This is a genomic window from Providencia sp. CIM-Carb-044 (genome assembly GCF_033901115.1).
GTDB classification, from domain to species: Bacteria; Pseudomonadota; Gammaproteobacteria; order Enterobacterales; family Enterobacteriaceae; genus Providencia; species Providencia hangzhouensis.
The window spans coordinates 1-24325 of the sequence record NZ_JAXADV010000013.1 but is presented as its reverse complement, the minus strand read 5'-3'; the positions used below and the strand labels follow the sequence as shown (position 1 = coordinate 24325).

The 24325-nt window shown below is 40.9% G+C and carries 23 protein-coding genes; 4 read left to right on the top strand and 19 right to left on the bottom strand.

Annotation, left to right across the window (positions count from 1 at the left end; genetic code table 11):
• Positions 1-2 precede the first annotated feature (2 nt).
• The 5 genes from SJ312_RS19270 to SJ312_RS19250 are packed head-to-tail and all read right to left on the bottom strand — an operon-like array spanning position 3 to position 5976.
• Entirely contained in the window at positions 3-773 is a 771-nt protein-coding gene (locus tag SJ312_RS19270) for a FadR/GntR family transcriptional regulator (RefSeq protein ID WP_004259240.1), read from the bottom strand.
• 30 nt (positions 774-803) lie between these two features.
• Complete coding sequence (locus SJ312_RS19265) at positions 804-1607, bottom strand: ABC transporter ATP-binding protein (protein WP_198633860.1); 804 nt, start codon at positions 1605-1607, stop codon at positions 804-806.
• A complete protein-coding gene (locus tag SJ312_RS19260) occupies positions 1607-3421 on the bottom strand; it encodes a dipeptide/oligopeptide/nickel ABC transporter permease/ATP-binding protein (protein ID WP_096864464.1) in 1815 nt (604 codons plus the stop codon). Before SJ312_RS19260 ends, SJ312_RS19265 begins: the two co-directional genes overlap by 1 nt.
• Entirely contained in the window at positions 3418-4365 is a 948-nt protein-coding gene (locus SJ312_RS19255) for an ABC transporter permease (protein WP_004259249.1), read from the bottom strand. The genes SJ312_RS19260 and SJ312_RS19255 overlap by 4 nt, the downstream gene beginning before the upstream one ends.
• Positions 4366-4416: 51 nt before the next feature.
• Positions 4417-5976 (bottom strand): ABC transporter substrate-binding protein, encoded by a 1560-nt coding sequence (locus SJ312_RS19250; protein ID WP_110591144.1) that lies wholly within the window; start codon positions 5974-5976, stop codon positions 4417-4419.
• Positions 5977-6139: 163 nt separating this feature from the next.
• On the opposite strand from SJ312_RS19250, the gene SJ312_RS19245 reads away from it, so the two are divergent.
• From SJ312_RS19245 to SJ312_RS19230, 4 genes are all read left to right on the top strand, one after another.
• Positions 6140-6802 carry a DUF1028 domain-containing protein gene (locus tag SJ312_RS19245; protein ID WP_004259254.1) on the top strand — a complete coding sequence of 221 codons (663 nt, stop codon included), beginning with the start codon at positions 6140-6142 and terminating at the stop codon, positions 6800-6802.
• Between the two features lie 918 nt (positions 6803-7720).
• Positions 7721-9139: an NAD(P)/FAD-dependent oxidoreductase gene (locus SJ312_RS19240; protein WP_004259261.1), complete on the top strand. Its 1419-nt coding sequence runs from the start codon at positions 7721-7723 to the stop codon at positions 9137-9139.
• A gap of 123 nt (positions 9140-9262) precedes the next feature.
• The gene (locus tag SJ312_RS19235) at positions 9263-9763 is read left to right on the top strand and encodes a RidA family protein (protein WP_004259262.1); all 501 of its coding nucleotides are present in this window, start codon (positions 9263-9265) and stop codon (positions 9761-9763) included.
• A gap of 226 nt (positions 9764-9989) precedes the next feature.
• Positions 9990-11456 carry a hypothetical protein gene (locus tag SJ312_RS19230; protein WP_110591143.1) on the top strand — a complete coding sequence of 489 codons (1467 nt, stop codon included), beginning with the start codon at positions 9990-9992 and terminating at the stop codon, positions 11454-11456.
• A gap of 339 nt (positions 11457-11795) precedes the next feature.
• Here the strand turns inward: SJ312_RS19230 and SJ312_RS19225 are convergent, their stop codons facing one another.
• The 14 genes from SJ312_RS19225 to SJ312_RS19160 form a co-directional block, all read right to left on the bottom strand.
• A complete protein-coding gene (locus tag SJ312_RS19225) occupies positions 11796-12554 on the bottom strand; it encodes an ABC transporter ATP-binding protein (RefSeq protein ID WP_004259268.1) in 759 nt (252 codons plus the stop codon).
• A 1-nt stretch (position 12555) separates the two neighbouring features.
• Positions 12556-13539, bottom strand: a complete 984-nt coding sequence (locus SJ312_RS19220) for an iron chelate uptake ABC transporter family permease subunit (RefSeq protein ID WP_004259269.1) — start codon at positions 13537-13539, stop codon at positions 12556-12558.
• Positions 13526-14488 carry an ABC transporter permease gene (locus tag SJ312_RS19215; protein WP_004259272.1) on the bottom strand — a complete coding sequence of 321 codons (963 nt, stop codon included), beginning with the start codon at positions 14486-14488 and terminating at the stop codon, positions 13526-13528. Before SJ312_RS19215 ends, SJ312_RS19220 begins: the two co-directional genes overlap by 14 nt.
• Positions 14489-14491: 3 nt before the next feature.
• Positions 14492-15460 carry a siderophore ABC transporter substrate-binding protein gene (locus tag SJ312_RS19210; RefSeq protein WP_319868214.1) on the bottom strand — a complete coding sequence of 323 codons (969 nt, stop codon included), beginning with the start codon at positions 15458-15460 and terminating at the stop codon, positions 14492-14494.
• 364 nt (positions 15461-15824) lie between these two features.
• Positions 15825-16097: a helix-turn-helix domain-containing protein gene (locus tag SJ312_RS19205; RefSeq protein ID WP_004259284.1), complete on the bottom strand. Its 273-nt coding sequence runs from the start codon at positions 16095-16097 to the stop codon at positions 15825-15827.
• A 14-nt stretch (positions 16098-16111) separates the two neighbouring features.
• On the bottom strand, positions 16112-16954 hold the full coding sequence (locus SJ312_RS19200) for an adhesin (RefSeq protein WP_319868213.1): 843 nt from the start codon (positions 16952-16954) through the stop codon (positions 16112-16114).
• 17 nt (positions 16955-16971) lie between these two features.
• Positions 16972-17502 (bottom strand): fimbrial protein, encoded by a 531-nt coding sequence (locus SJ312_RS19195; protein ID WP_004259289.1) that lies wholly within the window; start codon positions 17500-17502, stop codon positions 16972-16974.
• Complete coding sequence (locus SJ312_RS19190) at positions 17502-17987, bottom strand: fimbrial protein (RefSeq protein ID WP_036958061.1); 486 nt, start codon at positions 17985-17987, stop codon at positions 17502-17504. The genes SJ312_RS19195 and SJ312_RS19190 overlap by 1 nt, the downstream gene beginning before the upstream one ends.
• 10 nt (positions 17988-17997) lie before the next feature.
• Positions 17998-18552 (bottom strand): fimbrial protein, encoded by a 555-nt coding sequence (locus SJ312_RS19185; RefSeq protein ID WP_004259293.1) that lies wholly within the window; start codon positions 18550-18552, stop codon positions 17998-18000.
• The gene (locus tag SJ312_RS19180) at positions 18545-19126 is read right to left on the bottom strand and encodes a fimbrial protein (RefSeq protein ID WP_004259295.1); all 582 of its coding nucleotides are present in this window, start codon (positions 19124-19126) and stop codon (positions 18545-18547) included. Before SJ312_RS19180 ends, SJ312_RS19185 begins: the two co-directional genes overlap by 8 nt.
• A gap of 13 nt (positions 19127-19139) precedes the next feature.
• On the bottom strand, positions 19140-19892 hold the full coding sequence (locus SJ312_RS19175; protein ID WP_094961602.1) for a fimbria/pilus periplasmic chaperone: 753 nt from the start codon (positions 19890-19892) through the stop codon (positions 19140-19142).
• Positions 19893-19927: 35 nt separating this feature from the next.
• A complete protein-coding gene (locus SJ312_RS19170; protein ID WP_319868211.1) occupies positions 19928-22618 on the bottom strand; it encodes an outer membrane usher protein in 2691 nt (896 codons plus the stop codon).
• A 20-nt stretch (positions 22619-22638) separates the two neighbouring features.
• Positions 22639-23190: a fimbrial protein gene (locus tag SJ312_RS19165; protein WP_004259299.1), complete on the bottom strand. Its 552-nt coding sequence runs from the start codon at positions 23188-23190 to the stop codon at positions 22639-22641.
• A 79-nt stretch (positions 23191-23269) separates the two neighbouring features.
• The gene (locus SJ312_RS19160; protein WP_036958062.1) at positions 23270-23800 is read right to left on the bottom strand and encodes a fimbrial protein; all 531 of its coding nucleotides are present in this window, start codon (positions 23798-23800) and stop codon (positions 23270-23272) included.
• Positions 23801-24325: the final 525 nt, after the last annotated feature.

Here is a 24325-nt window from a genome sequence, read left to right as displayed (position 1 = left end):
TATTACCTATCTTCACTTAAGAAACGTTCTTGTAATGTGGCTTGTAGAGCTAACATGGCTTGTTCTGCATAAGCCATATGTGCTTCCATTACCGATTGAACTTTAGCGGCATCTTTACGGCGTAAAGCCTCGATTAATTGATATTGGTATTCGATGCCTTGACGCCTGTCGACAGGCTCAGGTTTTAAATAAATGTCCTGACAAACGGCTAAGTCTTTGAGTAAGCGTTGTAAAAAATGGCAGATAAACACTAATAAAACGTTATCGGAATAGCTGGCGACCACCGCATGAAAATCCAGTTCTGCCATTCGTTGCTGCCAGCGTTCATTTTCATCTACGGGCTCATGGTCATAAATGGCGATGGTATCGTACAGCTTTTGAATTCCTGCGTTATCGATATTATCAATGGCACTGACTGCTACCACCGGTTCTAATAATTTACGTAACGTATAAATATCCTTGATTGATATATCCCGCGTAAATAAATAGTTTGATAACAAACTCATCGCTCGCGCTTCAGTCATTGAATCAATAAACGCGCCACCACCAGGCCCAGTTTTTGTTTTAATTAACCCTTGAACTTCCAATGACTTTAATGCTTCTCTCACAGTGCTTTTGCTAGCGTTATAATGTTCAATTAGCTCTTTTTCTTGTGGCAAACGGTCACCGGGTATGAGGTTATTGGCCATAATGGTTTCTTTTATCGCATTGACGATTTCATCAGTACGTTTAATACGCACTGACTCTATCGTCATTGGCTTATTGGTGCTCATATTAGCTTCTCAACTGGTTTAAATAAGTTTCTAATCGACTGAATCAACACGAATTCGTGGGGCACTTGCCAATAAATTTCGCGTATATTCATGCTCCGGTGCGGCAAATAAGCTGCGGGTATCTCGACATTCTAGCAAATCCCCTAAATAGAGTACGGCAACTCTATCTGCAATCGACTCCACTACCGCCAAATCATGGCTAATAAACAAATACGACAATGAAAACTGTTGTTTAAGTTGTTCTAATAACAATAAAACTTGCGCTTGTACCGAAACATCCAGCGCACTAACGGGTTCATCAAGTACCAATATTCGTGCATCAGCAGCTAATGCTCTCGCAATCGCTAACCGCTGTGCCTGCCCTCCTGAAAACTCATGAGGATAGCAAGCTAAAGCGTCGATTGGCATATTGACAGCTTCGAGTAATTCCGCCAAACGCTTCGCTCTTTGTGATGTGTTCATGTGCTTTAAGTATTTCAATGGAACCGTTAATGTCTCGCCTATCGTTTTACGGGGGTTCAAAGAAGCAACCGGGTCTTGAAAAACGTACTGAATGGCTTGCCCAAATGCACGTGAACCTTGTTGCAGCCATTCGGCACGAGTTTGCCCTAATACCGTAATTTCCCCCGAGGTTTCACGCTCCAACCCAACTAAAATACGCGCTAAGGTACTTTTTCCAGAGCCACTCTCCCCTACAACAGCAAGGGTTTCACCTTCATAGAGCGATAATGAAATATTTTTTAGTGCGTGAACTTGGCGTCCACGAGGGTGAAATAGGCTTCTTGGCTGCCCAAAGGTTTTCACCAACTGATTAACTTCAATCACTTTTTTCATTAAACCTCCTGTGCCGATGTTAAATCATTACCATTGGGCTGATGACCATAAAGTTGTTGGACTTGTTTTAAAAATCCACGCCCTTCCCCTAATTTAGGGACACTGGCGATCAGGCGTTGTGTGTAAGGATGCTGAGGCTGGCGTAATACCGTTTGTGTCTCCCCTGTTTCAACTATCTCACCTTGCTGCATGACGGCAACACGGTCGCAAATTTGGTTAATAACCGCGAAATCATGGGTAATAAATAAGAGTGCAACACCACGTTCACGGCGTAGTTGGTTGAGTAACTCTAAAATACGCGCCTGCACCGTAACATCTAATGCGGTGGTCGGCTCGTCGGCAATAATCAACACAGGGTCATTAGCCAATGCCATCGCTATCCCTACACGCTGGCGCTGCCCGCCCGAAAGCTCATGGGGGTAGGCATCAAAACGCTCCTGCGCATCTGGGATCCCAACGCTATCCAATAATTCAATGGCTTTATTTTTCGCCTCATAGAATGACAACGATTGGTGAGCGGTAATGGCCTCACGCAATTGCACACCAATGGTAAATTGCGGATGAAGTGTCGTCAGTGGGTCTTGGAAAATATAAGATACCTTCGCACCGCGACGGCGTTGCATAACGGATAACGGTAATGACAACATTTCTTCATGTTCTACATAAATACCACCAGCGGTAACCAACGCAGGTGGCGATGCAAGCAACCCCATTACCGATAAAGCCGTAACACTCTTACCCGAACCGCTTTCTCCAATTAGCCCTAAACATTCCCCCGCACCTACGGTAAAACTGATCCCTTTTACCGTAGGGCGTAATTGATTTCCTTGGCGAAAAGCGACCGACAAGTCTTTGACTTCTAATACCACTTGTTCGCCTCCCGTTTTCGCAGGAATATTAACTCTGTCAGTCTGTGTCATCGGTTGTGATCGCTGTAAGGCTCCTGATTTTAACCGGGGATCAAGAATGTCACGCACGCCATCCCCTAACAGGTTAAAACTAATCACAATAAGAAAGATCATAATACCAGGTACCAATGCCACATGAGGAGCAACAAACATTTGTGCGCGCCCTTGCCCTAGCATTGAACCTAAATCTGCATTCGGTGGTTGAGTACCTAGCCCTAAAAATGACAAGCCTGCCGTCTCTAAGATCATCCAGCCAATGGTCGTTGACATGGTAACCACAATGATTGGCAAGACATTCGGTAACACTTCCGTTAATAGGACTTGTAGGTGGTTTTTACCTGACAACCTTGCAGCTTGTATAAAATCTCTATCACGTAAACCCACCGTTAACCCACGAATATTCCTAGCAAAAAAGGGAATATTCACTAATGCGATAGCATACAACGCATTGAGTAGCCCTGGCCCAAGTACCGCTACAATCGCTAAGGCTAATAAAATGTATGGAAATGCCATTAGCATATCAATACAACGCATCAATAATGTATCAGTACGATGGCCTACATACCCAGCGACCAAGCCAATTAGGGTGCCGAATATTGCCGCAATTAGTGTTGCGGAAATACCGACCAATAGGGATACTCGCGTTCCCCACAGCAATCGAGACAAAATATCTCGCCCTAAATGGTCAGTACCTAATAAATGGCCAGATGAAAAAGCGGGAAGTAGCCGATTAACTAAATCTGTTTCATCAGGATTAGCAAGAGGTAGCCAAGGCGCTAAAAATGCCAAGAGCATAATGATAGATAACGTAAATAAGCCCAAAGTTGCTAAACGGTTCGCCAGTAATAATGAGCCAATCGATTGGCGATGACGATGCTGAATAACAGGGGTCACTGACTGGCTCATGATTTCAACCTCGGGTCTAACATGGCTTGCGCAACATCCGCAAGTAAATTGATAAAGACATAGGACGCTGCTGCAATCAATACGCCCCCTTGAACTAAAAACAAGTCACGGGTTGCCACAGCCTTCACTAACATGGCGCCTAGCCCCGGCCACTGAAAAACGGTTTCAATGTACACCGCACCACCAAAAACAAAGCCCGCTTGGATACCAATGACTGGGATAACGGAAACCAGTGCCATGCGAAATGCATGGCGAAAAATCACTTTGCGTTCGCTCAAACCTTTTGCTCTTGCGGTGCGAATAAAATCAAGCCGCAATACTTCTAACATTGCTGTACGCGTCAGGCGCGCTATCACCCCTGTTGCGACTAATGAAAGCGTCACTGCGGGTAAAACAAGGTGATGCAATAAATCGCTCAGGCCACCGCCTTGCCAAATATCGTACATTCCTGATGCCGGAAACCATTGTAATTGAACAGAAAAAAGCATAATCATCAATAAGCCGATCCAAAAAGATGGCATTGAGATACCCAATAAAACAGCAAGTGTAATAAATCGGTCACTCCAACTGAATTGGCGAATGGCGGAAAGGACTCCGGCCAGTAACCCTAAAACTGAACTCAGTAACAACGCACTTCCGCCCAAAATTAATGTGGCAGAAAATCGCTCTAAAACTTCATCAACGACAGGCCGGTTAAGAACAAATGAACGGCCAAAGTCACCCGAAATTAAATTATGCATCCAAATAAAATATTGCTGATATAACGGCTTATCCAACCCAAGCTCTGTTTTTACTCTAGCCACATTTTCAGGAGTCGCCCAAGGTCCAAGCAGCGCTTGAGCAGGGTCTCCAGGGATCATTGCCATGATAAAAAAGACAATTAACGTCAAACCAATCAGTATGGGTATGGTCGCTAAAATGCGTTTCAAACAGTATAACCACATAGTTTTTCCCCATAAAATCAAAAGATTAATTGAATATTCAATTCACATTAATCAATCTTTACGAACGTCTTTAAGTAATAAGTTAAAGTTAGGCTGCAATTTGAAATGTTTAACATGCTCATTAGCGACCGCATTTTGCTTCCAATTCGCCACAAATAACCAAGGGGCATCTTGATGAACAATTTTTTGTACTTGCCGATATAACTGGGCGCGCTCCTCGAGATTATTGGTGACTCGAGCTTTGTCTAATAACCTATCGAGCTGCTTGTTACTGTAATAACCGGAATTGAACCCGCCTTTATCTGGCCAAGAAGCACTATGTAAGGTTAAAAAAGGTAAAGTATCTGGGTCATTCGTCATCCACGCCATTTCGGCCATATGCGCTTGTTTTAGACCTGCATTGACCTTTGATAGGTAGGTATTCCATTCAAAGGTTTGAATTTCGACAGATAGCCCAACCGCTTTCAGGTCTGCTTGAATGGCTGTCGCCATGGGGATCGGGTCTAGCATCCCTGAGCCCCCTTCCGTGACATAAAAAATAACTTTTTGCCCTTGAGCCCCTGCTTCTGCTATTAATTGGCGTGCTTTTTCAGGGTCATAAGGATAAGCCTTGGTTTCTGCATCAAATGCCCAATCAAATGCCGATGGGATGGGCCCTTGTGCTACTCCCGCAGAGTCCTGAAGAATGTATTTCACAATATTGTCTTTATTTACCGCATAGTTAACGGCTTGCCTCACACGCACATCATCAAACGGTGGCTGAGACGCATTGAGCATGGCGTACCAAACATGAGGCCCTACGGCTTCATAAACATGAAAGCGGTTGTCATTAACAAATAATGGGACGTTATCAGCAGGGACTTCCACCATGGCATCAATTCCCCCCGATAACATTTCGGCTACCCGAGTATTGGCGTCAGTGATAGGCCGAAAAACAACATGTTTTAAACTGGGTTTACCATCCCAATAGTCTTCATTAGCGGATACGACCACCCTTTGGTTTGCGGTCCACTCATCAAACTTGAAGGGACCTGTTCCGCTGGGGTGCCGGCTAAAGTCTTTGTCATATTTCTTTACTGCTGTGGGTGAAACAATCAGCCCTGCAGGTGTCGCTAAGTTCGATAAAAACGGGGCAAACGGTTCTTTTAAGGCAAACACCACCGTTTTATCATCTGGAGTTTCTATCTTGTCTATTGCAGAAAAGAAAAATGATAATGGGAATGGCCCTGTATGGTAGTACGGGTGCTGGTTATCCAACATTCGCTCAAATGTGAATTTAACTGCATCCGCATTGAATGGGCTACCATCGTGAAATTTTATATTCTCGCGTAAATGGAAAGTATATGTCAGGCCATCATCACTAACAGACCATGATTGGGCTAAAGCAGGTTCAAGCGTTAATGTACCGTCCGCATTGCGAACTAACCCTTCGTACAAGTTAACCAAAATTCGAGAATCATTCGCAGCGGTTGCCACTTGTGGGTCTAATGACTGCGGCTCAGCAACTTGCCCTAATAACAAGACATCAGGATGGTTCACCGCCAATGTCGGTAGCGAAATAAAGCATAAAAGCCAAAAACTGGCTATCCACCTACATAAACGCATTTTCATTTGCTTCCCCCTGAGTGCTGACATTGCTATATGATTGTGAAGTGTGATTTGTGTCAATTTTGTTAATAATTTTATCTTTTTCTTTATTTATGATGATAAATTATATTTCAAGCAAGAATTTATAATGATAAATTTGATCAAGGTCTAATTTATGAGGTGTAAAATGACATTTTCAATTGTGGCGCGCTGCCCATTGACAGGAAAAATAGGTGCAGCGACGGCAACGGGTGGCCCTGCGGTTGGTGCATTGGTCTTACATGGCAAAAGCCAAACGGGGGCAATCGCAACTCAAGCAATGACCAACCCCATTGCTGGCTTAACAGGTATTGAATATTTGCAGCAAGGCCATAATGCGAATAAAAGCTTAGATCATCTGGTTAAGGAAGATATTGACTGTGAACGGCGACAATTAATTATTATGGATAACTATGGTGATACAGCTGATTGGACAGGTCAATATTGCTTACCTTGGTGTGGAAGTCTATCGGAACCCAACTTAGCCATTGCTGGAAATATGTTAGTAGGTGAACAGGTTCTAAGCGCTATTTATCAAAGCTATTATAAAAATGCTGACCAAGATCTGGCTGTTCGATTACTCATTGCCATGCAAGCCGGTGCCGATGAAGGTGGTGATTATCGAGGCATCCGCTCCGCTGCATTAAAAGTATGGAATGACCGGCAATACGCAGACATTGATATTCGCTGCGATTGGTCAGAAGCACCGCTATCAGCGCTTGAAACCATCCTTCAACAGGTTCGCTCCGAGGATTATGCTAATTTTTTCGCGCAAATCCCCACAGGAAATGAATATATCGCTAATAAGTGAAGCTATCATGGTGCATATCGACTAATAAAGTAAAATAACTGAATGATGTGTACCTGAAGTAAAAGTAACTATTTATGAAAATATTATTAACTGCATGAATAACTCTGTATTTTTTATCATTAAAGCCAGTTTAGCTTATTATTCAATTTATCATTCATTACTTAATCTTAATTATTCACTCTTGTCATACGTCCTATTACTTTTTACTATTCGTTGCCATCAGAAAATAAGTGGTTATTTTTAACAACATTAAAAATAATGAAAAACATCTATTGCTTTAAATTTATCTAATTCTATCTCATAAATGATTACGATAATTAACCTTAATAAAGACTAGGTTATTTATTTTTGTTTAGACACTTCACCACAGAAACAAAATAACATTTATTATCAATTTGTTATAAAACATCTCTCCAACTAACCTAGTGGGCAATATTTATGCAACCTAGCCAATCAATATTAAATACGGTTAAATACTGCAAGCCTTAACAAATGGATGATTAATAATCAAGTGAACAAAAATAGCTCAAAAAGTACATTTAAAACTCATTTATATATTAATTTCCCAATTTTAGAACTTAAGGGATATTCAGAATTTTCATCTATGGTGAAATATTAATCTCCCTCTTTGACCCCCTCATCAATTATTGCCTTTAAGCTAAATTTTCATATTTACACCTGTACACTTTTAATGACATTAACATTAAAAAAATATTAATTCTTATATCTCTAAAATAAAGTAATCACCTACAAAGCCTTTACAGCACTGAGCAGATCAATTTACGTCGCATTTCATTTCAATGACCTTTATTAACAAATGCTACCGCCACTTAACAATTACAAAATATATGATAAGATCATTATCTCAATTTGAAATTATTTACTATATAAAAAACAAGATTGTTATTGAGGTTATAGATGAAAATCTCGAGAAGAAAGCTATTATTAGGGGTTGGTGCTGCTGGTGTTCTAGCAGGAGGTGCTGCGGTTGTTCCTATGATTAATCGTGAAGGTCGTTTTGAATCGACTAAATCACGTGTACCTGCTGTTGCCGGTACTGAAGGCAAATTACCTGAGTCTGCGGATGCAGTCATCATCGGTGCTGGCCTTCAAGGGATCATGACCGCAATTAACCTTGCAGAGAAAGGTCTTAATGTTGTTATCTGTGAAAAAGGTGTTGTGGGCGGTGAGCAATCAGGCCGTGCATATAGCCAAATCATCAGCTACAAAACCTCTCCAGCTATTTTCCCTTTACACCACTATGGGAAAATTCAATGGCTCGGTATGAACGAAAAAATCGGTGCTGATACCAGCTACCGTGTTCAAGGCCGCGTTGAAGTGCCTTCAAGCGAAGAAGATTTAGAAATTTCAAGAGCGTGGATTAAGTCTGCATCTGAAAACCCAGGTTTCGATACGCCTTTACGTACCCGTATGATTGAAGGTACTGAACTGGCTAATCGTCTGGTTGATGCGCAAACCCCATGGAAAATTGGTGGTTTCGAAGAAGACTCTGGTAGCCTTGACCCAGAAGTTGTTACGCCAACGATGGCAAACTACGCTAAATCAATCGGTATTCGCATCTACACTAATTGTGCAGTACGTGGTATTGAAACTGCAGGCGGCAAAATTTCTGATGTTGTCACTGAAAAAGGTGCAATCAAAACGTCTCGTGTTGTTCTGACGGGGGGTATTTGGTCGCGTCTGTTCATGGGTAACTTAGGTATTGACGTTCCAACACTAAACGTTTATCTGTCACAACAGCGTATTACTGGCGTACCAGGTGCACCAAAAGGTAACGTACACTTACCTAACGGTATTCACTTCCGTGAACAAGCTGATGGGACTTATGCTGTTGCACCACGTATCTTTACCAGCTCTATTGTTAAAGACAGCTTCCTGTTAGGCCCAAGATTCCTACATGTATTAGGTGGCGGTGAATTACCATTAGAATTCTCTCTTGGTAAAGACTTATTCAACTCCTTCATGATGGCAACATCTTGGAATTTAGACGAGAAGACACCATTCGAAGAGTTCCGTACGGCAACAAATACACCAAACAATGAACACTTAGATGGCGTTCTAGAAAGACTGAGAAAAGAGTTCCCAGTATTTAAAGAGTCTAAAGTGGTTGAGCGTTGGGGTGGTACTGTTGCACCAACGGATGATGAAATTCCAATTATTTCAACCATCGAGCAGTATCCAGGTCTGGTCATCAACACCGCTACAGGCTGGGGTATGACAGAAAGCCCTGCATCTGGTCGATTAACGGCAGAATTGTTAATGGGTGAAACACCATTTATCGACCCTACGCCGTATAAACTTTCTCGTTTTAACTAAAAAACGGGGAAAATAACGATTTTTACTGTGGATCTATTAGCGAATAGTTTAAAGTTAAATGAAAGTTTAATTTTTGATAAAATTAATAGATCCTATTTACTTTGATAATGTTAAGGAGTTTACATGCGCTATAAAACTTTATTGCTTTCTCTGCCTTTGATTTTAGGTGTAGCAAGTGCGAATGCAGCTGATGATGTTAAACGCGTTCCAGTGAAAGGATTCCCTATCTCTGAATCAGTAGAAATCAATGCGGGCAACCTCATTTTCCTAAGCGGAAAAGTCCCTTCTAAAATCTCTGCAGACGCTAAAGAAGGCGTTTTAGAGTCTTATGGTAATACCGAAGCACAAACAATCAACGTATTAAAACAAATCCAAGCTAACCTCGAAGGTATGGGTTTGACAATGAATGACGTTGTTAAAATGCAAGTATTTTTAGTTGGTGGTGAAGAAACTCAAGGTACTATGGACTTCGCTGGCTTCATGGCTGGTTACAATAAGTTCTATGAGTCTGAGAAAATTACTAATCTGCCAGCTCGTTCTACCTTCCAAGTCGCTAAACTGGCTAACCCAGCTTGGAGAGTAGAAATAGAAGTGACAGCGGTACGCCCTGCTGCAAAAAAATAAGTTATTCAATAACGAATAGCTAAACGATAATGAGGCATAGCAATGTGCCTCGTTATAATAACACTTCTTAATTGCCACATCTTTCAACATTCCCTCACAGACTGTCATTATTGCTTCCTGTATGCTATTGCTTAAAGTTCTTCAATAAATAAACGTGCTATGCTGCAATCATTAGCACTGCAATCATTAGGGTAAAAATGAGTCATCGCATCAAATAAGGCAATATATGATTAAAGAGTCTCTCAAGATCCACGGTAAAAAACAGTTTGAAATCAAACAAAAAGTTCTATTGCCTCGTAAATCAAAAGAGATCCGCTATCAGGTCGAAAGTTTTTTCTTTCTTCCATCATCATTGCAAGTCAACCCTGATCTATACACGCCATCAAGCCTTCAACGTAGCCTCAAAAACTATATCCGCTTAAGCCCTCCCACGGTTAAGCTTTCAGCTTTACCAGAAGAAAATGGCGAATTAGATGACTTAAAACGCTGGTTAGAACAATGTGACCCATTAAACCCACCCTCATTGGACGAGTATGAGAACAAGTTAAAACGCTATGCTTTAACCTTTAAGCGCACGGTACGAATTAATGTCAAAATGATAAGCCAAAACGCCCAACGACAAACAGATGAATACTTAACCGAGTTTATGGCGAACATGGCGAAATGCCTCGGGGTTTATCGGGCGTTAGCGCCACTGGCGGGAAAAATTGAAGAAAGCATTCGCTCAAATGCATTTTCTTATTGCGACGAGTTTATGACCTACTACACCATGAATTATTTGCGTGATTTATTAGCTGAGAAGCAAATACCCTTACGTGAAGAAATCCGTCATTTTTGGTATCAAGAAATGCGTTACCTAAAGAAACAATACCCTGATTGTTTTCCCAGTGATGAAACTGATGCCGAATTAGTGACATATCGTCGCAATTTATTGAAAAAATACATCAATCGCTACCTTTACTTAGAGATCCGCCATAAACGTGGGTTGCCATTATTATTGCACTCCATTTATGGTATCGCAGCAGCAATCTCAATGATTTTTGCCACGTTAATCGCCTTTCTTTGGCAAGGAAAATATGGCGCGTTGAGTGCAAATTTATTTTTAGCTATGGTTATTGGCTATATTTTCAAAGATAGGCTGAAAGAAATTGGTCGTGAGCAACTCTATCGCGTTTTCCAAAAGTGGATCCCGGATAGACAGCTACGTATTTATCGTGAAGGTGTTAAGGCCCCTGTCGGGCTATGCAAAGAGTCTTTTCGCTTCATCAGTGAAAACATGCTCTCCCCTGATATCCGTGAAATGCGACAAAAATCCCATTGGGTTAATTTAGTTAATGTCCAACGTATGGAAGATATCCTGTATTACCGCAAAGATGTATTGCTTCATAACCGCCATTCGGTGTTTGAAAAAAACCAATCATCAATTGCTGATATCACACGCTTTAATATTTCAGATTTTCTAAAATATATCGATATTAGCTATGAAGAACTCACTGTAAATGATGATGAACCTGCAATCATTGGTGAAAAGGTCTACCATATTTACCTTTGCCGCCGTGTCACAATTAACAAAAAAACCTACAATGAGCTGGCGCGTTTAGTGGTTAATGCCGATGGGATAAAACGCTTAGAAGTGTTGCAATCACTGGACTTGCTGACAACCGATGAAGACATTGAAATTTCACCGCAATGAATTCATTCTGCCACTAACGGTCTTCTATTCGGTACATTTAGGTTGTAGCCAACACCGCTACAGCTCAAACTATGATAACCATTTAATTTTCTAAATCATTCGAACTGTAGCAAGGCGGCAAGAGAAGATATCTCGGGGAGCATACAAAAGTATGTGACCCGGAGTAGCTGAACGTAGCCAACACCGCTACAGCTCGAAGGATGATAACCATTTAATTTTCTAAATCATTCGAACTGTAGCAAGGCGGCAAGAGAAGATATCTCGGGGAGCATACAAAAGTATGTGACCCGAGTAGCTGAGCGTAGCCAACACCGCTACAGCTCGAAGGATGACGAAAATTTAGTAGTAGAGAGCAATATACTGATCATCCACCCGTTTAATATCAACCGGAGTATCAAAAATATCCTCAATAATGTCAGATTTCATGATCTCTTCTGGCTTACCGTGATAAGACAGGCGGCCGTTTCTCAGAGCGACAATATAGTCCGAATAAACGGAAGCGAAATTTATATCGTGGATTACTAAGATAATGGTTTTGCCTAGCTCATCTGCCGCTTTACGCAGCAGTTTCATCATGATCACCGCATGTTTCATATCCAGGTTATTCAATGGCTCATCAAGTAAAACATATTCTGTGTCTTGACATAAAACCATTGCGACATAAGCCCGTTGGCGTTGGCCACCCGATAATTCATCTAAATAACGGTGGCGTAAATCTGACAAATTTAGAAAAGAGAGTGACTCATCAATTTTCTTTTTATCGTCAATGGTTAAACGGCCTTTAGTGTATGGGTAACGCCCAAAACCAACCAATTCCTCGACTGTTAAACGGCTGGCAAATTGATTTTCTTGGCGTAAAACTGACAAACATTTCGCTAATTTATCACTCGGTGTTGTCGATACGTCTAAATCATTCACTTTGACGTAACCACCGTGATCAGGCTGTAACAAGCGCCCAATTATCGACAACAGTGTTGATTTACCTGCACCATTAGGCCCGATGATTGAGGTAATACCGCTATTTTTAATTGTTGTTGTTACGTTATCTAAGACTTTAGTATCCTGATAACTTTTCGATATCTGACTAATTTCAATCATACTAAAACCTTCTTAACACCATATAAATAAAGAAAATACCGCCGACAAATTCGATAACAACTGATAATGTCCCAGCCATATTTAAGCCATATTCTAGAATCAACTGCCCACCAATCAACGCAATGACACCAAGTAGAAAGGAAACGGGTAGCAAATAGCGGTGTTGGCTACTGCCAGCCACTAAATAAGCTAAATTCGCGACCATCAAACCTAAGAATGTTAAAGGCCCAACTAATGCTGTAGAAACTGCAACTAATATTGAGATAAGCAACAAAATGACAGTGACTTGCTGGCGATAATTAATTCCTAGATTCACCGCATTGGCTTGCCCTAACGCGATAACGTCAAAACAATAACGCATGCGCCACAATAGGACACCGACGACTGCCGTAATCATTAATGTGAATAGAATTAGCTCAGGTGTTCCCTTTGTGAAGGTGGCAAACATCCGGCTTTGTAAAATGGAAAATTCATTAGGGTCCATTAAACGCTGCAGCAATGTCGCTACGCTGCGAAATAATGTGCCAAGAATGATACCCACCATCAATACTAGGTTGATATTCATTTTAACTGACACAAATAACCAGCGGTAGAGCAGAACAGAGAACAGTACAAGTAGTGTGGACTCTAATAAAAACTTACCAATATTCAATAACCAAGAGGATGGAAAGCTCTCACTATAGAAGATAAAAATGGTTTGTAATAATACAAACAATGCTTCTAATCCCATGATAGATGGGGTTAATATCTTATTATTAGCAATCGTTTGAAAGAGAACTGTTGAAACCCCAGCCGAGAAAGCTACCACAATCATGGTGAGAACAATATAGCCTCGATGCGGCAAAATATAAGCAAGATTGCTACCCAAATTGACCGTCATATAAAGCACAATGGATAGCAGCGATAGTGCCAGTAGTATCCATATTCTTTGCAACGGCGTTACCCCTTTTTTAGGTAACGCTATTGATGAATTAACTTTTTGCATAACGTTGTTGCTTCAACAATAAATATAAAAAAATCACCGCGCCAACGACACCTAAAATCACACTTGCTGGGATTTCAAATGGATAGCGAATTAAGCGCCCAATAATGTCACACAGTAAAACTAAGCCACCACCAGCAATACAAATCCATGGGATGGTTTTACGTATGTTATCGCCCATCACTAAGCTCACGAGATTTGGAATAATTAAGCCTAGGAAAGGTAATGCCCCGACCACCACGACCACGACGCCACTGATTAAAGCGATAATCGATAAACCAATGGTCATCACTTTGCGATAATTTAGGCCAACATTAATTGAAAACTCACGTCCCATACCAGCCACCGTAAAGCTATCGGCAATCCAGCAAGCAATTAATGTTAATATTCCCACTAACCACAAAAGTTCATATCGGCCTTGAATGATGCTAGAAAAGTCACCGCTCATCCATGCACCAAGAGATTGTAGTAAGTCGAAGTAATAAGCGGTAAAAATGGTTAATGCGCTAATAACTGCCCCTAACATAATCCCCACCAGTGGAACTATCAGGGCAGATTTTAAAATCACACGACGTAATAGCACCATAAACAACATGGTGCCAAGAAGTGCAAAACCGCTGGCCACCACCATTTTAGTCATAATACTTGCTGCTGGGAAAAGCACCATGACGACCAATAAGCCTAAACTGGCTGACTGGGTTGTTCCTGCGAGGGAAGGTTCAACAAAACGGTTTTGTGTTAATAATTGCATGATTAGCCCAGCAACACTCATGGCGCTACCAGCTAAAATCAAGGAGACGGTTCGGGGAATTCGGCTAATAAAAAAGATGTCTTGCATCTCTGGGTCGGTGAAAAGCGAAACGGGTGACACGTCACCCGCTCCAATAAACAAGCTTAATACCGCTAAAACCAATAACGCGACAATTCCACAAAAAAGATAAAGCGTTTTCATCGGTTATTTTGCTTGGCTCTTCTCTAATGCTGTATTGATATCGTCCATTAACTGAGAATAAGTTTGGATCCCACCGGCAATATATACTGCTGTTGGGTCAAGGTAAGTAATTTGGCCTTTTTCCCATGCAGCGGTTTTTCTAACTAATGCGTTATCTAATACTTCCGCAGCAGGCTGTGCATCCGTTTTGCCAATTGCGCTGTCACGGTCGATAACAAATAACCAGTCTGGGTTTAATTTCACCAGTAATTCTGCATTAACGATATTACCGTGGCGACCCGTGTTTTCTTCAAACACATAAGCAGGTTCAAAACCTAATACATCAAAGATAAAACCGAAACGAGAACCTGGTCCATACGCAGAAATTTTACCGCCACTAACTAAGATTACCATCGCTTTACCCGCAGTCGGCGCTTTAGCTTTGATACCTTCAATTTTAGTATTGAAGTCAGAAATCAGTTTTTTGGCTTGTTCTTCTTTACCGAATAGCGCGCCAAGTTCATTAGTACGTTCAGTTAAGCTACCAATAAAGTTTTTGTTATCAATATCTAATGAAATAGTTGGTGCAACACCGCTGAGTTTGTCATAGGCATCACGAGCACGGCTACCACCTAAAATCAGGTCAGGCTTAGCATTACTTAAGGCTTCATAAGCAGGTTCAAATAATGTCCCGCCATTGATGTATTCAGAACCACTGTATTTAGTTAAGAATTCAGGGAAGTGAACGTTGGTTTGTGGAACACCGGCAACTGGAGCCCCGAGTGCATCCATGATGTCCAATGTTTCCATGTTCATCACCATGACTTTTTGCGGATGACGAGGAATTTCAGTTTTGCCTTGGGCATGTTCTATTGTGATAGTTTGTTGTTCTGCGACTTGAGCTGTTTCTGTCGTGTCTTTTGCGTTATCACAACCAGCTAACACTAACGCAGATAACAACGCAATACCCGAAACTAATGATTTTGCAAACATCTAATTTCCTCCGTCCATCGATAAAAGTACTGATGATAAAATTTGGTGATCCACAATGTAGCGTATATTACACGCAAATAAGCGCAAATGATATTAGTTTGCATTTGCATTCACTAAAAAGTTGTTGCAACGCACAAAAACATCAATTTAATTTGTTGAATCTATGAATTTTAAAGTGTTAAAAGGCAAGAGAGAGATAAAAAACGAGGAGAACTCTATAAAAGAAAGGGTTGGCAGTTTGTTACGACAAATAAATAGGTTGAGTTTTCTACTGTACGTGTTTGCTTAGCGACTTTTATTACAGTTAGGCGACATAAAATCGTCATCTCAACCTATTTATCATTAACAACCATTTAAAGACTTATTATTGCGTATCATCCAGTCGCCCATTTTCACTGAGCTGAGAGCTGATATCTTCAAGGAACCAATCAATTGGTGTTCCCATCAAAAATGCAAGTTTAAACAAGTGAAACAAATCAATCTTGATTTTGCCTCTTTCATAGCGTGAAATCTGTTGTTGACTAACACCTAATAACTGAGCTAACTGAAACCCTGTATACCCCAGTTCTCTACGCTTTTCTAAGATCCTCTGACCTACCATATAATGGATTTTTTCACTGCCATTTTCTGAATACATATTTTCACCATTTATTAAGGCACAGTTAAAATAAGGGCTGCGGCACCTTCAAACTGACCGGCTTGAACTCGGCCATTAGTACCTAATACAGCTTTCATGGTTACCGAATTTGTTCCACCAGCAGGCACATGAATTCTGTAACCAGCTTCTCCTGGCGTATCGTTTCCACCTAGATACAAATTCGCGTATAAACTGTTATCTGGTCGTAAATTAACACGGCCATTTGTCACGTTAACACCTGTGGCAATCACTAGCACATCCATCGCTAAGTTACAGGTCACACTAATGTTTACTTGTTTTGATTGACCATCAAGTTCAGCTTCACTAATCGAACCAAAGTTAATATCAGGGATCGTATTGTTAATCTTACAAGCCCCAATCGGTGGAGGCGCAATACCACATAATGAGCCGGGAATTAACCCACCGTTACTCGTAACCCCAGTACGATCTTGGTAAAACAGCCCCACACATTCCTGATTATTCTGTAGCCTAACCCCAGTATGAACAGCCCACTGTGTTGCTGGAGCTGTCGCCTTTGCCAAAACACCGGGTATATTCTGAACGTCACGCATGTATTCATACTTAGAAATTTCGGCCAACTCGACGGTTGCCGCCCCTGGTGTTCCAGCAGCTGTATGCTTATGGCTTATGGTGAGATAGCATTTCGACCATCTAAAGCAAGGATTACGCGTAGTTGGCAATTCAGGGTCCCAGCGAGCAATGACGTACTTATAGTTTGCATCCCCATTATTTGGGTTATTACCGGGCTTTGATTCAGTGATATAGGAAAAAACAGAGGCTGATGCAGTAGATGAAAACATGACTGCACCAATTAATAGCGATAAAAATACTTTCATATTAGTTCACAGCCTTATTATTCATAATCTAATTTAAATGTTGCTACAGCACTGTAAGGGCCTACTTTTATTGTCTTATTTGCAATAGCATCCGGTTCACCTTTTAAATAGGCATAGAACCTCAATTGGTTAGCACCATCTTGTAACGTTAACTTCGAGCCTTTCTGGTCAATAGCCAGTGGTGTTTTATCTGAGTTTTGTAACCCCACTGCGAAACCAGATGCAACACTACCTGTTGATAATGCAATAAAACCAGGAAGTGCAAGATTAGGTGTTCCTGAAAACGTCACTTCCACAAATTTGCCTATCGTTGTGTCACAGTCGGCCAGTTTAATCGCAAACTCTTTAGGAGGCGTTTCACCATAGGCGTAAAAGTTTTTTTCTGGTGTATCAAAAAACTCCATCAGGATGTTTTCATCACCCGGTAAAATAGTGCAGGGTTCCTCCACTAAATTACCGATAATCCTTAAATTATCAGGCACAGCGAAAGCAGTGCTAACGTTGATAAGTAAGGCACTAGCTACTGCACATTGAATTAGTTTGTTCATTATTGGTACTCCGCTAGCAATGTCCCTGTTGCGGCAAAGCCTCCTTCAGGCAACGTAACTCCCAATCTCTTTACAGGAACAACCTCTAAAACAGGTGGTTGCCCATAGCTAATCTTTAACGGTTTATTAATTTCAAAACCGAGGCCATTTTGGGTAATACGCATGCCAAGATCTCGAACATTAGTTTCCAGTGCCGACTTATCAAAATCTGTTGCTGTCCCTTTGATAGTTAGCATTAAGTCCCAACCTTTTAAGTTTTCTTCACACTTCAATGCGTAATTAATCGGTTTCGCAAAGTTAACGCCATCAACCTTATGTAAACCAATGTCTTTGTATTCGATGACGTGAACTTTATCTTCAAAAACAGTGCAAGGCGGTGGAAGTAACAAGGTTCCAGTAAATTCCACATCGTTTGCCATCGCAGCGCTAACAGGTATAACTAACAAACTCATTATCAGAGGAAGTCTTTTCATTATTTTTTTCATTATTTTCCCCTCACTGATAATCAAGTTTGATAGTGACGCCCGCATGAAAAACCCCACCCTTTGTTAATGTTGTGGATAAATCACGAACAGGTATGGCTTCAAATTGAGGGGCATTTGGATACACAAACTTAATTTCTTGGTTTAATCGAAGTTTGCTTCCGTTATAACGAAAAGCGATCCCTAAACCTTGAATGTCTGTTTCAATCGCACCACTATCAAAGGAGGCAGGAATACCAACCAACGTCATTTTCATTTGTGATGTCGGTCTTTTTTCACAATCAATATTGTAATTTATCGATTTTGCATAGGCGTTACCGTCAATCCGTGTACTCATGATTTCGTCAAAATTAACTTTGATTATATTTCCGCCATTAATTTTGCAAGGTGGTGGTGCCAAAACAACCCCTTTAATCGGTACGGTTATCATACCTGGCGTAATTGTCGCCCTTGTACTTCCTGATGGGCTAATACGCGAATCAGGTAATCCTGCATAGGAAACCGATGTAAAAAATATTCCAGCGAGACATGATGCCAGCAGGTACCGCTGCTTATTTAAATCACTCATAATCCACCTTAAAGTCCATTACGGCGCTGAAACTTCCTTCCGTCAGTTTTTCGGGAGTTCTCACTGGCGTTACAAAATATTGAAGTGTGCCTTGCGGTGCATCGAGAAATTGTGGACGACCACGACTTCCTAGCCTGATATCTTCTCGTTGTGCATCCGTCACTTCTAACGCCACGCCAGAGACACCTTTTACACTTAACATTTCTGGAAAATGCTTATCCGATACGGCAACAAAAGAAACCGTTATCACCGGTTGCATTGCATCCCAAAGTGCACGACCCGTTCGAGTGTCTTTCATTCGACTTTCCGTACGAATGCAGTGCCTAAATTCTAATTCGAATGACACTGGCTCAGCTCTATCACCAGGTTTACGGAGTGAATAAGAAGGGATCTCCCCTAGAGACACTTCTTGGCGCTTTGAATTGGTCACATCCATCGTACAAGGTGCCTCGGTCATCATGCCATTTACTGTCAATGTTCCGTGTAATCCATCAATATCCCAGCTACTTATTCCAAAGGTAAATACTGGAACTAAGCCAAATAAGATAGTGCTGAACTGGAGAGTCCTTTTCATACATTATTCTCCGTTATCTGTCCGTCGAAGATTCAACTTTGCAAGTTGTACCGGCGCAACCAAACGTCAATTTAGGCCTTCCACCATAATCATTGATATAAGTTAGAACTGGTTTTGCCCCCATGGCACTTGCGCTACCCTTAAGCATTCCGTTACTTTTTGGTGAGATCATCACAGGCTCAAATTGCTTCACCGTATCTCCTCCCACTCTTGAACTTGCATCCACAATCGTGACAAAGTAAGCAGTTGGATTTGTGATTTCGTAGGCATCTCCTTTACGCGTTAACGTAATTTTTTCCTGCCATGGATTTTCTAAATCCGTACGAGTGGCGTATAACGCTTTTGGTCGATAAAACAATTTAATACGCGTCTGTAATGCAATCTGTAAAACGTTAGCTTCTTTACTACGTGGTGGAATCTCACGTAAGTTAAAGTAATAAACACTTTCTCTGTCTTGAGGTAATGTAGCGATATCAGGAAGAGATTGAATTTTAACCTGGCTACCTTCACCTGGTTCTACACGTTGAACTGGTGGTAAAACCGTGAGTGGGCTTTCAATTTTGTTACCATTAGCGTCTTCAATCCAACCCTGCGCAAGATAAGGTAATTCTGTGTTTTCATTCTTAATATTCAAGCTAATGGTTTTTTCAGTCCCATTATAAATGACGCGTGTTCTATCAAGTGCAATAGCAGCCAGAGCCTGCCCGCATAGCACCGCAGATAACGTGATTGTTGTAGTGAAAAATACAATTTTTTTAATATTCATAAGTACCAACTATTTATAAAATCAAGCAACTTGGGTTACTCTGTATAATCTGTGCTGTAAGCAATATCCGGTGGTTTTAATAACCAACGCTGACTCGGCGCTACGCCCTGTTTAATCGGCGCAGGCTTGTAAACTGGAGCTGACTGCCCAACAGGAACGGCTTTTGCTGGCATATACCCAGGTTTAACACTTGGGCTGTTTGTACACGGTAATAACAGTGAGTTAAATTCAGCCGTGGTAATATTTTCTGGAACCTGAATTTTGCATTGCACACTTCCATCCCAATACACATCTAAAACTTCATTTGGGTTGATACCTGAGATATACACAGACCCATTATCAGTTACGATACCGAGCTCTCTATTCTTCTCATTTCTCACGGTGGCACCGAATGGCGGATAACTTCCATCTGCCAATGCCAATCTCACCATGGTTTTAATACCCGATAACACTTCAAACTCGCGATAACCTACAGCCCCTTCTGTCAGCGTAATTGGCTGAGATGTCCGGATGGCTTCTACGTTGTCAGGCAATTGAGTCACATCAATGGATGTACTGGTACGATAGTAATCACTGATATCAGCAACTACCGCTTTACCAAAAATATTGGTTTCAGTGGTCGGCCCAAAACCTTGAACAGGCACATTTTTCACCCCCTCAGTTCCCACCATCACACGGCTTCCACCTGGGGTATTAATGCGGTGCAATGCAGCACCATGCCCAGTGACTGTTGCACCACCTTGTAAAGAAAATGCAGCTGAGGTAGTATCGCCATTGATATAGCTGGTACTTGCAGTAAGTGTTGCTAAATCAGCGTAACGTGTATAGAAACCATCAATAGTTCCACGGCCTCGGTTACTCACCCCAGTACCCACACGATAGTTCGTCTTATCATCAATGGAATCAAAATAACTGACGGTGTGTGAGTTACCATCTCTTGTCACCATATTGTTGTAGCTAATTGACGCTCTATCTGCCCAAGGCAAAGAAAGATTCATATATAGCCCGTCGTCATTATTTCTATTATCAAATTTGTTACGGAATGCCGTTAAACTTAAGTTGATATTTTTAAAACGACCAATATCAAAATATTTCGCAATAGAAAGGTTATAACGTTTTGCCGCTGGCTTATTCCAATAGGTTTCGTGGTTATAGTTCAGATACGCTGTCAGATCTGCACTGGTGAAATACTTATTAAATGTAATCGTATACAGCTCTTTACTATTATCGAATTCCACACCTCTATAACGACGATCGAGGTACTGGTTCATACTCATAAAGTCACGTTCAGAGAATCGGTATCCTGCGAAAGTGACTTGGCTATCATAGTCTTCAAAACGTTTTGAATAACTTAAGCGATACGATGCCCCCGTATAGATTTTGTTATCTGTTTTCAGTTTCGCGCGTGACTCGGTGACATCGAATGAAATTGCACCAAAGGCGAGTAAATCTCGACCAACACCGAGTGATAACGCGTTATAGTCACCTGCTGCTATTGCACCGCCGAATAATGACCAACCGTTGGAGATCCCCCAGCTAAATTCCCCCGTAACAAACCCTTGCCCTTCTGTTTCATGTTCCATATTATTCGGTCGTCCACCTGCAATCTTAAACAGAACTGAGCCTGGACGAGTTAAATAAGGAATAGAGGCGGTATTCATTTGGAATTCTTGTACAGAGCCATCTTGCTCTTCGACGCGTACATCTAATTTACCGCTAACCGCATCACTTAAATCTTGAATACGGAAAGGCCCCGGAGCAACTTGTGTTTCATAAATAACACGTCCTTGCTGAGTCACGATCACTTTTGCATTGGTTCTTGCAACGCCAGTCACCTCCGGTGCATAGCCACGTAGGTTTGGTGGTAGCATTCTTTCATCAGAGATCAGGCTGGCCCCCATATAACGGAACGAGTCAAATAGTCCTGAACGTAAAAATTGCTCACCCATCGTGAGCTTTGCATTTAGCTCTTTTACTGCTCTATAGGCATAATATTGGCTCCAATCCCATTTACGGTCGGTCGATTGCCCATTAGTGCGATTATAACTTGCTTGCCAATCTGCCCTAAAACGCCACGCACCAAGGTTAAAGCCAGTTGTACCGTTACCAGTAACTGACTGGGTATTGGCTGAATCCGCAGGCCTTGTTAAGTTAGCATTCAAGTTATAGTCAAAAATTAGGGCGGGTACACCTTCATCCCAACGAGATGGCGGATCCCAGTTATCAGAAGTAAATTCGATATAAGCCTGAGGTACAGTAATTGTGACTGTTTCTTTGGCTAAAGAACCGCTTACTGTCATTCCAGGGATCGTTTCTGGAATTAAACATTGGCCATTTTTAGCAAACTCAACCTTTTTCTTCCATTCATCGCGCAAAGCAATATGTTCAACAACATCTGGCGTTAAACAAGGCTCCGTCATACTTGGATCATTAGGATCCTCGATATATTCAATATCAAAAATGTCAGCTAAGTCGCGATTATTTAAATTAATTTTAAATGGATATTTCCCTGGCATAACATAGCCCGCACGAGAGAACTCGTTTAAGGAAATATTTTTTTTATCCTGAAGATCTAAAACATCTGTATTAAACTCAATACTATCATTATTTGCATTAGCTAAATTTATATGAGCAATAGCAAGAAACACCATGGTAGCAACAGGCGTTAAAAAATAACTTACTGAGTTATTAAATACTTTATTTTTACTTTTTAATTGCAGAGCCATAATAGTCCCTTAGTAATAACTCAGTAATAATCCATTTTAAAACGGATAGTTGTCTGATAATTCCCTGGTTTTAAACGTTTATTATTAGATACTACCCGCACCTTATAATGCAGAGTTGTATTGCCTGCGCTAATGGGTAAATCAGGCATTGCTCTACCAGGTATAGCTACATTTCCAGCTGTATCAGAAATTTTTACTGACAATCCATTTGCATGCCCAAAAACATCGAAGTTACGGCCATCTGTTGGACCATCGAATGTAATATTGAAAGTTTGCCAATTAGGAGTTCCAGGAGTTACCGGTGTTAAAACACAATTGATAAGGCGTATAGAGAAATCACTTGTAGGACTTTCTCTGTCGTGAATTATCTGGCTAACCGGTACAGTCGTTATGTTAACTGATTGATCTCGGCTATCTGCATCTATTGCACAAGGGCTCTCAATGATTGAACCGCCCATGGTAACAGTTCCTTTGAACTGACTTTGTGCCCGAGAATTTTGATTTTGCGCACTAACTATCGGGGCAAATATCATTCCTGAAAGCACCATGACAATGATGCCAAAGTGATTCATAGCGACTCCATTTCAACTTAATAACCAATTTCAATGCATTAAAATTAGTGCCCATACATCCTTGTACGGGCTATACCAATTACTGGTAGCTCAGAGCAAATGTTGCAATTGCATCAAATTCACCTGGTACAGCTGGTTTGTTTGCTGCATCATCATCGCCTTGCAAATAAGCTTGGAAACGCAATGTGTTCGCACCAGTTAATAAAGTTTGAGATGGTGATTTAGCACCTAAAGCAATTTTAGTTCCGTTGTAATCAGTGATCACGATACCCGCGTTTTTCGCAGTACCAGCAATAGCTAAACCATCAGTTACCGAAGTACTTGGAATACCAGTAAATGTAGTTTGAACAGTTTTCAGAGTTGTGATGTCACACTGCTCTAATTGGATATTGAAGTCACGAGCAATACTTTTACCGCCACCGTTTAATGCAGACGTCGCGATAGCACCCATTTGTACTTCAAATGCTTGAGAACCTGGTGGAATTGAGCAAGGAGCATCAATAATTGAACCTTTGAAAGTGACTTGACCGCCACCTTGGTTTGCAGAAGCAGAACCAGCAACTACTGCCAGACCTAAACCTAATACTAAAGCAAGTTTATTTAATTTCATTTTATACATTTCCATTAGATAAAAAAGACGACACAAATTAAAATAATGAGTTATTATCAATCTGATTATTTTAATTTTTTCTTAAAATATATTCGATTAGTAAATATTAAGGATTGACACTAATAACTATTCCTATTTATCAAACTCCATTAATAAATAAAATAATTAAACAATGCATCAATGCGGTGCCATTATTATATCTCATTCTAGTTATGTCAAATCTGAAGATTAATTAACTACTCACATTGTAAGTTAGTGATATATATATATAATCCAGAGAATACTCTATTTTAAATACTCCATTACTGGATAAACGAGTGATGTACATCTAATTAAATCGACCTTTTTTTAATAAAAAACCACAAAATAAACCCAATCATTACTAATAAAGTTTTTTATACTCATAAAACGGGTTCTTATTAGTGAAAAAAAATGAGGTGGAAGATAACCCCCTCTGGCAGGATAGTTGTCACCCCCCTAAAATTTAACCAGTTGGGGGTTAAGGCTTGAATGTGCCGAGTTACA

Coding starts and splice junctions, on each gene's coding strand:
- SJ312_RS19270 (WP_004259240.1), bottom strand. CDS start 773: ATGAGCACCAATAAGCCAATGACGATAGAGTCAGTGCGTATTAAACGT.
- SJ312_RS19265 (WP_198633860.1), bottom strand. CDS start 1,607: ATGAAAAAAGTGATTGAAGTTAATCAGTTGGTGAAAACCTTTGGGCAG.
- SJ312_RS19260 (WP_096864464.1), bottom strand. CDS start 3,421: ATGAGCCAGTCAGTGACCCCTGTTATTCAGCATCGTCATCGCCAATCG.
- SJ312_RS19255 (WP_004259249.1), bottom strand. CDS start 4,365: ATGTGGTTATACTGTTTGAAACGCATTTTAGCGACCATACCCATACTG.
- SJ312_RS19250 (WP_110591144.1), bottom strand. CDS start 5,976: ATGAAAATGCGTTTATGTAGGTGGATAGCCAGTTTTTGGCTTTTATGC.
- SJ312_RS19245 (WP_004259254.1), top strand. CDS start 6,140: ATGACATTTTCAATTGTGGCGCGCTGCCCATTGACAGGAAAAATAGGT.
- SJ312_RS19240 (WP_004259261.1), top strand. CDS start 7,721: ATGAAAATCTCGAGAAGAAAGCTATTATTAGGGGTTGGTGCTGCTGGT.
- SJ312_RS19235 (WP_004259262.1), top strand. CDS start 9,263: ATGCGCTATAAAACTTTATTGCTTTCTCTGCCTTTGATTTTAGGTGTA.
- SJ312_RS19230 (WP_110591143.1), top strand. CDS start 9,990: ATGATTAAAGAGTCTCTCAAGATCCACGGTAAAAAACAGTTTGAAATC.
- SJ312_RS19225 (WP_004259268.1), bottom strand. CDS start 12,554: ATGATTGAAATTAGTCAGATATCGAAAAGTTATCAGGATACTAAAGTC.
- SJ312_RS19220 (WP_004259269.1), bottom strand. CDS start 13,539: ATGCAAAAAGTTAATTCATCAATAGCGTTACCTAAAAAAGGGGTAACG.
- SJ312_RS19215 (WP_004259272.1), bottom strand. CDS start 14,488: ATGAAAACGCTTTATCTTTTTTGTGGAATTGTCGCGTTATTGGTTTTA.
- SJ312_RS19210 (WP_319868214.1), bottom strand. CDS start 15,460: ATGTTTGCAAAATCATTAGTTTCGGGTATTGCGTTGTTATCTGCGTTA.
- SJ312_RS19205 (WP_004259284.1), bottom strand. CDS start 16,097: ATGTATTCAGAAAATGGCAGTGAAAAAATCCATTATATGGTAGGTCAG.
- SJ312_RS19200 (WP_319868213.1), bottom strand. CDS start 16,954: ATGAAAGTATTTTTATCGCTATTAATTGGTGCAGTCATGTTTTCATCT.
- SJ312_RS19195 (WP_004259289.1), bottom strand. CDS start 17,502: ATGAACAAACTAATTCAATGTGCAGTAGCTAGTGCCTTACTTATCAAC.
- SJ312_RS19190 (WP_036958061.1), bottom strand. CDS start 17,987: ATGAAAAAAATAATGAAAAGACTTCCTCTGATAATGAGTTTGTTAGTT.
- SJ312_RS19185 (WP_004259293.1), bottom strand. CDS start 18,552: ATGAGTGATTTAAATAAGCAGCGGTACCTGCTGGCATCATGTCTCGCT.
- SJ312_RS19180 (WP_004259295.1), bottom strand. CDS start 19,126: ATGAAAAGGACTCTCCAGTTCAGCACTATCTTATTTGGCTTAGTTCCA.
- SJ312_RS19175 (WP_094961602.1), bottom strand. CDS start 19,892: ATGAATATTAAAAAAATTGTATTTTTCACTACAACAATCACGTTATCT.
- SJ312_RS19170 (WP_319868211.1), bottom strand. CDS start 22,618: ATGGCTCTGCAATTAAAAAGTAAAAATAAAGTATTTAATAACTCAGTA.
- SJ312_RS19165 (WP_004259299.1), bottom strand. CDS start 23,190: ATGAATCACTTTGGCATCATTGTCATGGTGCTTTCAGGAATGATATTT.
- SJ312_RS19160 (WP_036958062.1), bottom strand. CDS start 23,800: ATGAAATTAAATAAACTTGCTTTAGTATTAGGTTTAGGTCTGGCAGTA.